The sequence below is a fragment of the Heliorestis acidaminivorans genome (genome assembly GCF_008933955.1).
Classification (GTDB): domain Bacteria; phylum Bacillota; class Desulfitobacteriia; order Heliobacteriales; family Heliobacteriaceae; genus Heliorestis; species Heliorestis acidaminivorans.
Genome location: NZ_WBXO01000002.1, coordinates 1 through 12,654 on the forward strand (window position 1 = coordinate 1; position 12,654 = coordinate 12,654).

The following is a 12,654-nucleotide window of genomic DNA, read 5'->3' on the forward strand; positions in this document are numbered from 1 at the left end:
ACCGCAGAGACGCAGAGTGTACAGAGGACTAATTTATTAATAAATTAGTCCTCTGTACACTCTGCGTCTCTGCGGTTTTTTCCTCTATCCTTCTGTGTTTTCCTAGCACCTTTTAAGTTATTTCTTCCGTGCCATAGCCTTTTTAGCTGAAGCTACGATGTTTTGGGCGGTGAGGCCGTATTTTTCTAGTAGTGCGTCTGGTTTGCCTGATTCGCCGAAGCTGTCTTGGATACCTACGCGCTCTAGTGGTGCTGGATTAGTTTCTGCTAAGACTTCAGCAACAGCAGAGCCTAGTCCTCCGATGATGGAGTGTTCTTCTGCAGTAACAGCACAACCTGTTTTGCCTACTGAAGTACTGATGCCAGTCTGGTCGATTGGTTTAATAGTGTGGATATTAAGCACTTCAGCGCTAATTCCTTCTGCTTGTAAGAGCTCTGCCGCTTCTAAAGCCACAGCGACCATAAGTCCAGTAGCAATGATCGTTACATCAGAGCCTTCACGACAAGTGACGGCTTTGCCAAAGCTAAATTCATAATCTTCATTGTTGAGAACAGGAACAGCTAGTCTACCTAGGCGAAGATAAACAGGGCCATTATAAGAAGCAGACCAGCGCACAGCCGCCGCTGTCTCTACTGCGTCTGCTGGAACGATGACAGTCATATTAGGGATGGAACGCATAAGTGAAATATCTTCTACCGTCTGGTGAGAAGCGCCATCTTCACCTACCGAGATACCGGCATGGGTAGCCGCTACAGTAACATTTAGTTTGGGGTAAGCAATGGTGTTGCGAATTTGCTCAAAGGCTCGTCCCGTAGCAAACATGGCAAAAGTGCTGGCAAAAGGAATCTTGCCTACTGAAGCAAGACCTGCCGCTGTACCCATCATGTTCTGTTCTGCTATACCCATGTCAAAAAAGCGGTCACCATGTTTTTTGGCAAAGTCGATCGTTTTAGTTGACTTGGCAAGGTCTGCGTCTAGTACAACAATATCTTGATTTTCGTCCCCCAGTTGAGCCAGCGTCTGGCCGTAGGCGTCCCGGGTGGCAATTTTTTTCATGCTCTGTAAAACCTCCGTAAGAATACAGTTCCTCCACAAGATATCTGCTTAAGCAATATCTTGCTTGCTTGTGAAAAGTTAAAAAAGCACATCAAATAACATTTATGATTATAGCTTTTGAAGATTATAGCTTTTGAAGATTATAGCTTTTGAATTTTCCTTTTGCTTTTGGCTAACTCAGTTCAGCTATTGCTTTTTCGTATTGCTCTGCATTTGGTGCGTTGCCGTGCCAGCCGACTTGGTCTTCCATGAAGGAGACACCTTTGCCTTTGATTGTTTTGGCAACGATGCAAGTAGGCTTACCTTTAGTTTCTTTTGCGGTAGCAATGGCTGACAATATTTCAGCTATATTGTGTCCATCGATTTCGATGACCTGCCAACCGAAAGCTTGGAACTTTTCTGCAATAGGGTCACAGGACATGACTTCCTCCAAAGTGCCATCGATTTGTAAGCCATTGTAATCAACAAAAGCGGTCACGTTGTCGAGCTTGTAGTGGGACGCCGCCATCGCCGCTTCCCAGATCTGACCTTCTTGCAGTTCGCCATCGCCAAGTAAGGCCCAGACGCGGCTCTCTTTTTGGTCGAGCTTGAGAGCAAGAGACATGCCGATAGCCGTAGAAAGGCCTTGTCCTAAAGAGCCTGTAGACATGTCGACGCCAGGGACTTTCTTCATGTCAGGGTGACCTTGTAGAAAGTGTCCTATTTTGCGTAGGTTTTTAATCTCTTCTAAAGGGAAGAAACCTTTTTCAGCCAAAGCCGCATAGAGAACGGGAGCGGCATGACCTTTGCTGAGCACAAAGCGATCACGGTCGGGCCACTGTGGGTTTTGGGGATCAACTTTAAGTTCAGCGAAAAAAAGAGCCGAAACGATATCAGCCGCTGATAAAGACCCACCGGGGTGTCCACTGCCGGCTGAATGGGTCATGGTGATGATGTGGCGGCGAATCTTTCGAGCTCTGTCTTCAAGACTATCGATTAAGTCTTGAACGACTATACGTTCCTGGTTCATTTTGCAGAATACCTCCTGTCATATATCTCGACAATATTCTGCGCTATTTTGTCGAATACCTGCATGGATAGGTAAAAGTTTTTACGAAAAACCTTAGTTTTTGATATATCCTGCGCACTCTGCGTCTTAGCGGTTTTCCTTCATAAACTAATCTAATGTTTCAAAACTACTTTATTGTTTCAAAACTTCTCTACTGTTTCGAAGCCCAGAGAAGGTAGCTAGAAATGAAAGTTTCTAGATCGCCATCCATTACTCCGTGGACGTTGCCTACTTCAGCATTGGTGCGGTGATCTTTGACCATATTGTAAGGGTGAAAGACGTAAGAGCGGATCTGACTGCCGAAGGCTATATCTTGTTGATCGCCTTTTAATTTGTTATATTCTTCTGCTTGCTTTTGTCTTTCTCTTTCGAAGAGTTTGGCTTGTAGCATTTTCATGGCCATGGCTTTGTTTTGGATTTGCGATCTTTCATTCTGACAAGCTACGATAATACCTGTCGGCAAGTGGGTAATGCGGACGGCTGAGTCCGTTTTGTTGACGTGCTGTCCACCAGCGCCTCCAGCACGATAGGTATCTACTTTCAAATCTTCTGAATTGATTTGGATATCAATATCGTCGCTCACCTCAGGTAGTACTTCTACAGAGGCAAAGGAGGTGTGCCGTCTTCCTGAAGCATCAAAAGGTGACAAGCGCACGAGGCGATGAACACCCATTTCTCCTTTTAGGTAGCCGTAAGCGTTTTCTCCCGTTATAGACAGGGTGGCTGATTTGGTGCCTGCTTCTTCACCGGCTAAGTAGTCTAAGACTTTTACTTTATATCCCTGCGCTTCTGACCAGCGAATGTACATGCGCATAAGCATATCGTTCCAGTCCATCGCTTCTGTCCCACCAGCGCCAGCATGTAAAGAAAGTAGGGCGTTATTGCGATCGTATGGACCGTTGAGCAAAAGGGCCAGATGCCACTGCTCAAGCTCTGCTTTGATAGAAACTATGCCTTTTTCTAGTTCCTCTAAAATTGATTCATCATTTTCCTCAGCGCCTAATTCTTGTAGCACTTGTAAGTCTTCGTAACGGCTGTATAAGTCTTGATAGGATCGTTCTTTCTCTTTGAGGCCGTTGAGCTCTTGCATGATCTTTTGTGCTTCATCGGGATCATCCCAAAAAGTAGGATCTTGGATCATTTGCTCAAGCTCAGCGATGCGTGCTTCTTTCGAAGCTAGGTCAAAGTGAATCCCTCAGTTCATGCAACGGCGCCTTCAGTTCAGCCAATTGCTTTTTTGTTTCTGAAAACAACGGTGTTAAACTCCCTTCGAAAATAACTATGAGCTTATTATTGGTTATGATTAACCTATAATTAACCACAGAGACACAGAGGGCACAGAGGTTTTCATCACTTAACCAGTTAATGGTGTAGGTTAAACAAATCCTCTTGTGTTCCCTGTGCCTCTGTGGTTTTATTATTTATTTGCTATTTACCGCAACAACGTTTGTATTTTTTGCCGCTACCACAGGGGCAGGGTTCGTTGCGACCAATTGAATCAGAAGAACGAACTGGTTGCTTGGGGCCTTCTTCTTCGTAACGATTTTCGGTGGCTTTGGAAAGCACCGTTTCTTGTTGTTCTTCAATTGGCTCTTTGACAACGTTGACGCGATACATATAGCGCAGGAAGCTTTCTTGAATGTTGTTGATCATTTCGTTAAACATGTCGTAAGCTTCGTATTTGTACTCTACTAATGGATCTTTTTGTCCGTAAGCTCGCAAACCAATACCATGGCGCAGTTGGTCCATCGCATCTAAGTGATCCATCCAGTTTTGGTCTACCATTTGTAGCATGATCATGCGCTCTAGATCTCTGATAATTTCAGTACCTAGTTCAGCTTCTCTATCTTCGTAGCGCTCTTTGCCTTTTTCTTGGAAGAGCTCGATGATTTCTTCTTTTTCCATCTCTTTAAGCTCTTCTTTGTCAATAGCACCTTGCTGTAAGAAAACGTCTTCAGCATAGGTTATGAGAGCATCAAGATCCCAGTTCTCTGGGAATTTCTCATCGCCGGCGATGCGGTTAACTTGGTTGGCAACGATGTTATCGATAAAGCTGTGTACTGTTTCTTTGAGATTGCCTCCGTCAAGAACTTGACGGCGCTGATCGTAGATAACTTCCCGTTGTTGGTTCATTACATCGTCATATTGTAAAACGTGCTTACGAATGTCGAAGTTGCGATCTTCTACACGTTTTTGGGCTTTTTCTATGGCTCTGCTGATGACGCCTGACTCAATAGGTATGGAATCATCCATGCCTAAGCGATCCATGAGACCTTGAATGTTATCTGAGCCAAATAGTCGCATAAGATCATCTTCTAAAGAGACATAAAATTTCGTTTCACCAGGGTCGCCTTGACGACCGGAACGACCACGAAGCTGGTTGTCGATACGTCTTGATTCGTGTCGCTCTGTGCCGATGACGTAGAGTCCTCCTACATCGGCAATGTCATCTCCTAAGACGATGTCAGTACCACGACCGGCCATGTTGGTGGCAATAGTGACCATGCCTTTTTGGCCTGCGTTTTTGATAATTTCGGCTTCTTTTTCATGATGTTTGGCGTTTAGGACCTGGTGAGGTACGCCTCGTTTTTTCAGTTTATCTGAGAGAATTTCTGATTTTTCGATTGATACAGTACCGACGAGCATAGGTTGTCCTGTACGATGATGCTCGATAATATCTTCTACGACCGCGTTAAACTTGCCTTCTTCGGTACGATAGACTACGTCAGAGTGATCAAGCCTTTGAATAGCTCTGTTGGTAGGAATGGTGACAACATCCATTTTGTAGATCTGGATAAATTCTTGCTCTTCTGTCTTCGCTGTACCGGTCATGCCCGAAAGCTTCTTGTACATACGGAAGTAGTTTTGTAAGGTGATAGTAGCTAGAGTTTGAGATTCATTCTGAATCTTCAAGCCTTCTTTGGCTTCAATAGCCTGGTGCAAGCCTTCGGAGTAGCGGCGACCAAACATGAGGCGTCCTGTAAATTCATCTACAATGACTACTTCGCCATCTTTGACGACATAATTGCGATCGCGCTTCATTAAGGCATGAGCTTTTAAGCCTTGGTTTACATGGTGAGCCCATTCTAAAGAGTCAGCTAAGTTTTCTATGCCTAGCATGCGTTCTACTTTGGACACGCCTTCTTCTGTAAGGGTAACTACGTGAGCTTTTTCATCTACTTTATAATCATCTTCTCTTTTCAGACGAGGAATGATGCGAGCTACGGCATAATATTTTTCCGTCGGTTTGTCAGCTTGTCCGGAAATGATTAGAGGCGTACGAGCTTCATCGATTAAAATAGAGTCAACTTCGTCGACGATGGCGTAGTGTTGTGGACGTTGTACCATGTTTTCAGGACGAACTACCATGTTGTCTCTAAGGTAGTCGAAACCGAATTCGTTATTTGTTCCGTAGGTAATGTCGGCATTATAAGCCGCTTTGCGCTGTTCAAAAGACAACCCATGGACGATTAGGCCAACTTCAAGACCTAGGAAGCGATGAATTTGCCCCATCCATTCAGCGTCACGACTAGCTAGGTAATCGTTGACAGTAACTACGTGAACGCCTTTACCTGTTAGTGCATTGAGGTAAGAGGGTAATGTAGCAACTAGTGTTTTACCTTCACCAGTACGCATCTCAGCAATTCTGCCTTGGTGTAACACAGTTCCACCGATAAGCTGGACGTCAAAGTGACGCATACCTAGTACTCGACGAGAAGCCTCACGCACAGTGGCGAAGGCTTCTGGCAAGAGATCGTCTAGCGACGCTCCCTTACTGAGGCGCTCACGAAACTCTACAGTTTTGTGCTGTAATTCATTGTCTTGCAGTTTTTGAAAGTCTGGTTCTAAAGCATTGATCTTGTCTACCGTTTTCTGTATTTTTTTGATTTCTTTAGGGTTGTCGTCGAGTAGTTTTTTCAGGAAGCCAAACAAAACAAAGACCCCTTTCTCTTTATCCCGTAGCGGTTTCTCTTCTCGTCATGAATTGCTTTTTCAGCGAAGTTCGATTATCAATTTTTCCGATATTGGTTGTATCTGGTTGTGTCTAGTTGAATCTAGCTGTATCTAGCTGTATCTGGCTTTATCTGGCTTTATCTAGTATTAAGTCTCCTTTAATAGGTCATATCTACTAGTGCTTGTAAGAAAAAATAGATGTGAAATTATTTATATACATTATAGTATTGTAACATCCGCTCTGCGCTGGTGCAATGTGAAGAGAATAAGGGCGATAAAAAAAGGATGCCCCGAAGGCATCCTTTTACTTTATTCTATTAAGTTGTATTAGTAGTCAGACTCAATTAGACCGTAGTTACCGTCTTTGCGGCGATAGACGACGTTAACTTGCTCTGTCTCAGCATTGGTAAAGACGAAGAAAGTATGACCAAGTAGGTTCATTTGCATGACAGCTTCGTCTACAGGCATAGGCTTGAAGGAAAAGCGCTTGGAGCGGACAATTCTAGGTCCGCGATCTTCTTCAACTTCCCGCTCAGGAGCGAGGTTCTCATAGATAAACTCTCTGAACCCATGGTTTTTGAGACGACGGGAAAGACGAGTTTTATATGCATCAATCTGTTTGGTTAACTTCTCAATGACCAGATCTATGGCTGCGTACATGTCAGGATGAGATTCTTCAGCACGCATGACAAGGTCGGAGGCCGGTACGGTTACCTCAACTTTATGCATATCCCCCTCTACAACTAGGGTAACGCGTATTTCTCCTATGTGGTTAAAGTATTTCTCCAGTTTCGATAAGCGCTTGTTGACATAGTCTCGTAGTGCTGGGGTGACTTCGATATTTTTGCCGCGTACTTGAATATTCATCTGGACACCAACTCCTTTATGAGTCTTGGCTTTGACCTTGTTCTTAGTATTCCCGATCACCAGCGGAAATTCCTGCCTCATCTTAGAAGTTGTTAGTTAAAAATTCTATAAAGTTTAAAAATGTTTGCAAAATTCTCTTAGCATACTAAGCAATTTTTGTTCTTTGTAACTATTATTGTCTATTGTGTATTTTTTAGTAACTCTGAATGTTATTAGCGATAATAGTTTTCCCCTTGTGATTAAAAGCTTTATTGCTTAAAAGCTATACTGCTAAAAAGCTTTTAAGCAAAGCTTTTCCCTTTACAGGATTTTGCTGAGAAAAAGTTTGGTTCTTTCTTGTTGGGGATTGCTAAATATTTCGTTAGGTAGGCCTTCTTCTACAATCATGCCTTCGTCCATGAAAATAACTCGATCGCCTACTTCTCTGGCAAAAGCCATCTCATGAGTTACTACGACCATGGTCATGCCTTCGCGAGCTAGATCGCGCATTACGTTAAGGACTTCTCCTACCATTTCAGGGTCTAGAGCTGAAGTTGGTTCGTCAAAAAGCATGATTTTCGGTCTCATGGCTAAAGCGCGGGCAATGGCTACTCGCTGTTGCTGTCCACCTGAGAGTTGTTCGGGGTAAGCTGTTGCTTTTTCGGATAGGCCTACTTTGGCTAACAGTTGCTGAGCTATTGTTGTTGCTTCTTCTCTAGTCATGTTGCGCACTTGCATAGGAGCTAAGGTGATGTTCTCAAGTACAGACATATGGGGAAAGAGATTAAATCGTTGGAAGACCATGCCAACTTCGGAGCGCACTTTGTTTAGCTCTGCTTCGTTGTTACTTAGATAAGTGCCGTCAATGTATATCTGGCCGCCGTCAGGTTTTTCTAGATGGTTGATACAGCGCAATAAGGTGCTTTTGCCGGAGCCTGATGGTCCGATGATGCAGACTACTTCTTGTTCTTTTACTGATAAGTTTACGCCTTTGAGGACGTGGAGTTTGCCGAATTTTTTGTGCAGGTCTTTGATTTTTATGATCATCGCTATTTTTGCCTTTCCTTGCTGTTGTGGCTTTGTGGGCGTTGAGTTATTGGCTTTTTTAGCTTGAACTTTTAGGTTTTTTCTGGCTTTTTCCGGTTATTTTAGGGTTATTGCTCGTGGTTATTACTTATGGTTATTACTTGGGGTTACTGCTAGGGTAGGGGTTGCACTTAGCTGGGGGGTACTCCTAGTTCGGGGGTACTCCTAGGGGTTATTCCTAGGGTTACTCTAATGCAGGACTTGGGGCGCAATTCCCTCCGAACGGACTGTTCCCACGCCGTTACCGTCAGCAAGCTGACGACGGCTGAGGTCGCCAAGTCCTCTCTCCGGAAATTGCGCCCCAAGTCTAGGTAGTTTTTTCTCTTGGACTTTCTTTTTTGTGTGTCTTTCATGGTTTTGCGGTGCTTTCAATTTTGTGGTTTAATTTTTGCTCTTGCTTTTGTAGTTGCTTTCATAGATTAACAGTGATTTTTTATGGATTAACGGTGCGCTTTCATGGTTGGACAGTTATTTTTTATAGCTTAACGGTGTGCTTTCATGGCGATTCTATTCTCGTACCAGGCTAGTAGGCGGCTGAAGGTTAGGACTAGTACGAGGTAGATTGCCGCTACGGGAAGCCAGGCTTCCCAGACTCGGTAGTAGGCGCCGTAGACGATTTTTCCGCTCATGGCTAGTTCGGGGAGGGAGATGACGGATACTAGGGATGAGTCTTTGAGGAGGGCTATAAATTCGTTGCCCATGGGGGGGATGACTCGTCGGAAAGCTTGGGGGAGAATGATATAGCGCATTGCTTTTGGATAGCTCATGCCTAGGGAGCGGGCCGCTTCCATTTGGCCTTTGTCAATCGATTGAATGCCGGCGCGGAAGATTTCGGCTACATAGGCGCCAGAGTTGATACTTAAGGCGATGATGCCAGCTGTCATGGGGTCAAAGGGGCGGCCAAGTAGGCCAGGGAGACCAAAAAAGACGATAAAGATTTGGACTAGTAAGGGTGTGCCTCGAATGACGTCTGTGTAGATAATGGCGAGCCAGCGCAGTGGGGCGAAGGATGATAGGCGCATTAGGGCTATGGCAAGGCCAAGGACTGTACCGATGGCTACGGAGATGGCTGTGATTTTGATGGTAATCCAAGCACCGATTAGGAAAAGATCAGAGTAGCTTAGTACGATATCCCAACGAAAGTCCATGGCTTGGGCTCCTTCCTAGTATGGCAGGATGGGTTTGTTTTTTTAGTTCCTTTTTTAGCTCTTTTTTTAGCTTTTAAAGAAACCGCTTTAATAACTATCAAATCGCTTTAGTAACTGTCGAAAATTGTAGGCTAGTAAATAATTTGTAAGGCTAGATTGTTTTGGGGTGTATTATAGAAGTAGTCGCAAAGTTGTCGCATATTGGGCAAGCAAAGAAGAGGCGTAACAGGCTGAGAACCTGTTACGCCTCTTCTACTTTAGGAAAGCTTTAATTATTGAATTAGTGAGTTGGAATTAGGAAGTTGAGTTGCAATTAGAAAGTTAATTAGCTACCCATGTGGGTGTCTAGGAATTCTGCGATTTTACCTTCTTGTTCTAGCTTTTCTAGAGCTTCGTTGATTTTGGCCAACAGTTCAGGTGATGTTTTACGGACAGCTAGACCAAAGTATTCTGATTCAAAGCTGTCGTCAACGATCACTTTAAGGCCACTGTTCGGGTTGTTGGCAATAAAGCGTTCTGCTACGGGCTTATCAGCAATAACTGCTTCTACTTGTCCGACCAACTGACTGTTAAAAGCGTTGGCAATGGTGTCAAAGCGACTAATGTTTTGGTTTCTTTCACCAAGTAGTTGAGCGGCTACTTCGCTACCGGTAGTACCGTTTTGGACGCCTACTTTTTTGTCAAGCAGGTCTTCGGCACTGGCAATATCGGAATCTGCTTTTACGACGATAGCTTGTACAGACTCATAGTAAGGCTTGGAAAAGTCTACTGTTTCCTGGCGACGCTCAGTGATAGTCATGGCAGATGCGATGACATCGATGTTGCCGTTTTGGAGAGATTGAATGAGGCTATCGAAGGGAATGTTGCGAATTTCTACTTCGATGCCTAGTTCTTCGCCAATAGCGTTGATTAAGTCAATGTCAAAACCGACGATGTTTCCTTGCTCGTCTCTCCATTCAAAGGGACGGTAAGTTGCTTCTGTACCAACTACAATTTTGGTAATTTCACCTTCTGTGCTGGTGGAGCTTGTTTCTGTTTGGTTACAACCTGTTAATACTGCAAATAGGGCAACAATGAGGATACCTATGATGGTGATTTTTTGCCATTTCTTCAAATGCTTTGACCTGCCTTTCGAGTGCTGTAATGATGAATGGTGCAATTGAGTCTTTTGATGTAGGAAAAATGGTGCTAATTAAAAGTGGTTACAGTGGTACATATGAAACTATGAGGCCAGGAAGCATATGAGTCTACTAGTCAATGTCACAACGGCGTAATTATACCTTTTTTGTGCATGTGTTTTCAAGTGCAATTTGTGGTATATGGCTATTTATAAAGGCAGGGTGACAAGTGTATGCTGACTAGGTTTTTTGTGAACTTTTAGCATATTGCGTTATTACCTTTTTTATAGAGCAACGTAGCATTGCCGGCATACGTTGAGCACTTTCATATACTTGTTCTGCTGTGACACGATTGTATTAGAGCTTCTTCTAAGGTAGCTAGTGCACGTTGTAAAACTTCTAGGTGAATAAGGAGTTCTTCTTTTTTCTTTTCCATATGATCACCTCTTTTTATGATCACCTCTTTTTTGCGAATAGCCACTTCTAGAAAGTCTTCTGCTACATTCTTAAAATCAACTAATTCAACTTGAGAAGGTATGGGCATTTCTTCTCATTCTTCTTTTAATTTGTTTAACATACTTGAAGATACTTTCTCATCAGTATAATAACCAATATCATAATCTGAATTTGCACGATAGTTTTGGGAAGCTCTTGAGCCAAATAAAAAAAGATCAGCGTCCTTCCCCTTAAACGCTGAAATTACTTTTTGTCGGATGGCTTCTTTTTCGTGCCAAATTCGTGCCAAATTTTAAAACCATCACTATCTTTAACTCGATAGCCCTTGGCTTTAAAAGGACGCCACTCTTTTCTTCTTCTGATTGGATCTTTTTCTGATAGTACAATATATTTATCCAATATAATTCACTCCAAAGTTATGAAGCTTAAGAAAATGCTGAATATATAGCCACTTTGTTGTGATATATTTCCACCAACTTGTACAGTTATCTATGCTCTTGCTTTCTAGCTTTTTAGCTGTAAATATCTATCAATAATCCTTTGATCTGCCCCACCATATCGAGAATTTGTAAGCTTTTGGCTTGTTTTTTTAGCACTGCGTCGGTGAGATCTAATAGTTTCTGATCAACAGTCGCAACGATTTTGTAGATCTTGGTTTTACCTCTTCTAGTGTGGCCACGTCGTTCTTCTAGTTTTAGGCCGTATTTGATGGCTTCTTCCATGAATTCTTTGACTAGTTTTTTGTAGCGGTTGAGATCTTCGACGGTACGGGATTCGGCGAGGAGTTTGCCTTGGTCTTCTATGTCTTCGACGAGTTTGTTGAGTTTGTCGGCTTGTAGCTCATTGCGGCGAGCGGCCATGACTTCGGAGAAGCTGATTTTTTCAGTGAGGCCTTGTTGTTTGGACTTGGTTTTATCTAGACCGGCGCGGCCGATTTTGTTTACTTCCATGGTGATCACTCTCCTTTTTGTTGTACTTTCTACATATCCGGCGGAAGGAACGAGGGAAAACCGTAAAGACGCAGAGGATTTGAGTATAAGTATCAAGTAAGTTAATTTTTGCAATTTTAATGACTAATGGCTTTATCGATGGTTAGTAATCTTCAATTTTTATATTACCATAGATAAGGAAAAGGGAGATGAGCCTTGGGCTTATCTCCCTTATATTTTTTCGTTTGTGGGGTTGGTTTTGTGGTTACTGGAAGTTTACGCTGTTGTGCTCGCTCTGATGTTAGCTCTTATATTTACTGTAGCAGTTGTAAGATGCCCTGGGGAAGTTGGTTTGCTTGGGCGAGCATGGCTGTGGCAGCTTGGTTGATGATGTTGTTTTTGGTAAGGTTGGTCATCTCTAAAGCCATGTCAGCATCGCGAATGCGTGACTCGGAGGCTGTGAGGTTTTCGGTGAAGACTTTTAGGTTGTTTACTGTATATTCTAGGCGGTTTTGCATAGCGCCAAGTTTGGAGCGTTCAATTGAGATGGTATTGATGGCTCTGTCAATACGGGTAATTGCTTTGGCTGCATTTTCAAAGTCTGTAAAGTCGAGGGCTTTTTCTTTGGTAATCTGACTGACTCCATCGGTAACGTTGTTAACAGTAGAATAGCCTTCTGCTTGACCAAGAACAGTAAGTCCTAAGGCAAAAGAACGAGTATCGCCAATGCTAAGACCCATCGTTTGCCCTTCATTAGCACCAAGTTGTAAGTTAACAGCCGCATCGTGGTTTGAACCAGTGTCCCATTTGCCCATGTTTTGAACTGCAAAACCAAGAACAGTTGAAGCATCGCCTGCTGAACCAGTCAGAATGCGTAATTCACTTCCACTGCCATTTAAGGAGCTAGATATGGTGAAGCGAACTCCATCATAGGAAACGCGAACGTCAGCCGCTTTTGTCGTAGCTTTGTTAATGCTATCTTCTAATTCTCTTGCTAGCCTTTGGTAATCTTC

General features: G+C 43.3%; 11 protein-coding genes and 1 pseudogene. All 12 read right to left on the reverse strand.

The annotated features are described in order from the left end of the window. Window positions 1–117 precede the first annotated feature (117 nt). Window positions 118–1,056, reverse strand: coding sequence for a transketolase family protein (locus F9B85_RS02975; protein ID WP_151618427.1), 939 nt, complete (start codon window positions 1,054–1,056; stop codon window positions 118–120). A gap of 172 nt (window positions 1,057–1,228) precedes the next feature. Next, the gene (locus F9B85_RS02980; RefSeq protein ID WP_151618429.1) at window positions 1,229–2,065 is read right to left on the reverse strand and encodes a transketolase; all 837 of its coding nucleotides are present in this window, start codon (window positions 2,063–2,065) and stop codon (window positions 1,229–1,231) included. 190 nt (window positions 2,066–2,255) lie between these two features. Continuing rightward, window positions 2,256–3,357, reverse strand: a protein-coding gene (gene prfB / locus F9B85_RS02985; RefSeq protein ID WP_151618431.1) for a peptide chain release factor 2 whose coding sequence is annotated in 2 segments (ribosomal slippage) — window positions 2,256–3,287 and window positions 3,289–3,357 — 1,101 coding nt in all. Because the reading frame shifts where the segments join, the coding sequence is not laid out codon by codon here. 175 nt (window positions 3,358–3,532) lie between these two features. Next, on the reverse strand, window positions 3,533–6,037 hold the full coding sequence (gene secA / locus F9B85_RS02990) for a preprotein translocase subunit SecA (protein WP_151618433.1): 2,505 nt from the start codon (window positions 6,035–6,037) through the stop codon (window positions 3,533–3,535). Window positions 6,038–6,385: 348 nt separating this feature from the next. Then, window positions 6,386–6,925 carry a ribosome hibernation-promoting factor, HPF/YfiA family gene (gene hpf / locus F9B85_RS02995; protein ID WP_151618435.1) on the reverse strand — a complete coding sequence of 180 codons (540 nt, stop codon included), beginning with the start codon at window positions 6,923–6,925 and terminating at the stop codon, window positions 6,386–6,388. A 300-nt stretch (window positions 6,926–7,225) separates the two neighbouring features. Beyond that, a complete protein-coding gene (locus tag F9B85_RS03000; protein WP_151619064.1) occupies window positions 7,226–7,948 on the reverse strand; it encodes an amino acid ABC transporter ATP-binding protein in 723 nt (240 codons plus the stop codon). Between the two features lie 524 nt (window positions 7,949–8,472). Then, the gene (locus tag F9B85_RS03005) at window positions 8,473–9,138 is read right to left on the reverse strand and encodes an amino acid ABC transporter permease (RefSeq protein WP_151618437.1); all 666 of its coding nucleotides are present in this window, start codon (window positions 9,136–9,138) and stop codon (window positions 8,473–8,475) included. Window positions 9,139–9,463: 325 nt separating this feature from the next. Then, the gene (locus F9B85_RS03010; protein ID WP_243138049.1) at window positions 9,464–10,252 is read right to left on the reverse strand and encodes a basic amino acid ABC transporter substrate-binding protein; all 789 of its coding nucleotides are present in this window, start codon (window positions 10,250–10,252) and stop codon (window positions 9,464–9,466) included. A gap of 329 nt (window positions 10,253–10,581) precedes the next feature. Beyond that, window positions 10,582–10,800: a hypothetical protein gene (locus F9B85_RS03015; protein WP_151618441.1), complete on the reverse strand. Its 219-nt coding sequence runs from the start codon at window positions 10,798–10,800 to the stop codon at window positions 10,582–10,584. Window positions 10,801–10,806: 6 nt separating this feature from the next. Beyond that, window positions 10,807–11,001, reverse strand: coding sequence for a nucleotidyltransferase domain-containing protein (locus tag F9B85_RS03020; protein ID WP_151618443.1), 195 nt, complete (start codon window positions 10,999–11,001; stop codon window positions 10,807–10,809). A 223-nt stretch (window positions 11,002–11,224) separates the two neighbouring features. Continuing rightward, window positions 11,225–11,662 carry a YaaR family protein gene (locus F9B85_RS03025; protein WP_151618446.1) on the reverse strand — a complete coding sequence of 146 codons (438 nt, stop codon included), beginning with the start codon at window positions 11,660–11,662 and terminating at the stop codon, window positions 11,225–11,227. Between the two features lie 293 nt (window positions 11,663–11,955). After that, window positions 11,956–12,234, reverse strand: a pseudogene (locus F9B85_RS15095) (flagellin); the annotation flags it as partial. Window positions 12,235–12,654: the final 420 nt, after the last annotated feature.

Coding starts and splice junctions, on each gene's coding strand:
- F9B85_RS02975 (WP_151618427.1), bottom strand. CDS start 1,056: ATGAAAAAAATTGCCACCCGGGACGCCTACGGCCAGACGCTGGCTCAA.
- F9B85_RS03005 (WP_151618437.1), bottom strand. CDS start 9,138: ATGGACTTTCGTTGGGATATCGTACTAAGCTACTCTGATCTTTTCCTA.
- F9B85_RS03025 (WP_151618446.1), bottom strand. CDS start 11,662: ATGGAAGTAAACAAAATCGGCCGCGCCGGTCTAGATAAAACCAAGTCC.
- F9B85_RS02980 (WP_151618429.1), bottom strand. CDS start 2,065: ATGAACCAGGAACGTATAGTCGTTCAAGACTTAATCGATAGTCTTGAA.
- hpf (WP_151618435.1), bottom strand. CDS start 6,925: ATGAATATTCAAGTACGCGGCAAAAATATCGAAGTCACCCCAGCACTA.
- F9B85_RS03015 (WP_151618441.1), bottom strand. CDS start 10,800: ATGCCCATACCTTCTCAAGTTGAATTAGTTGATTTTAAGAATGTAGCA.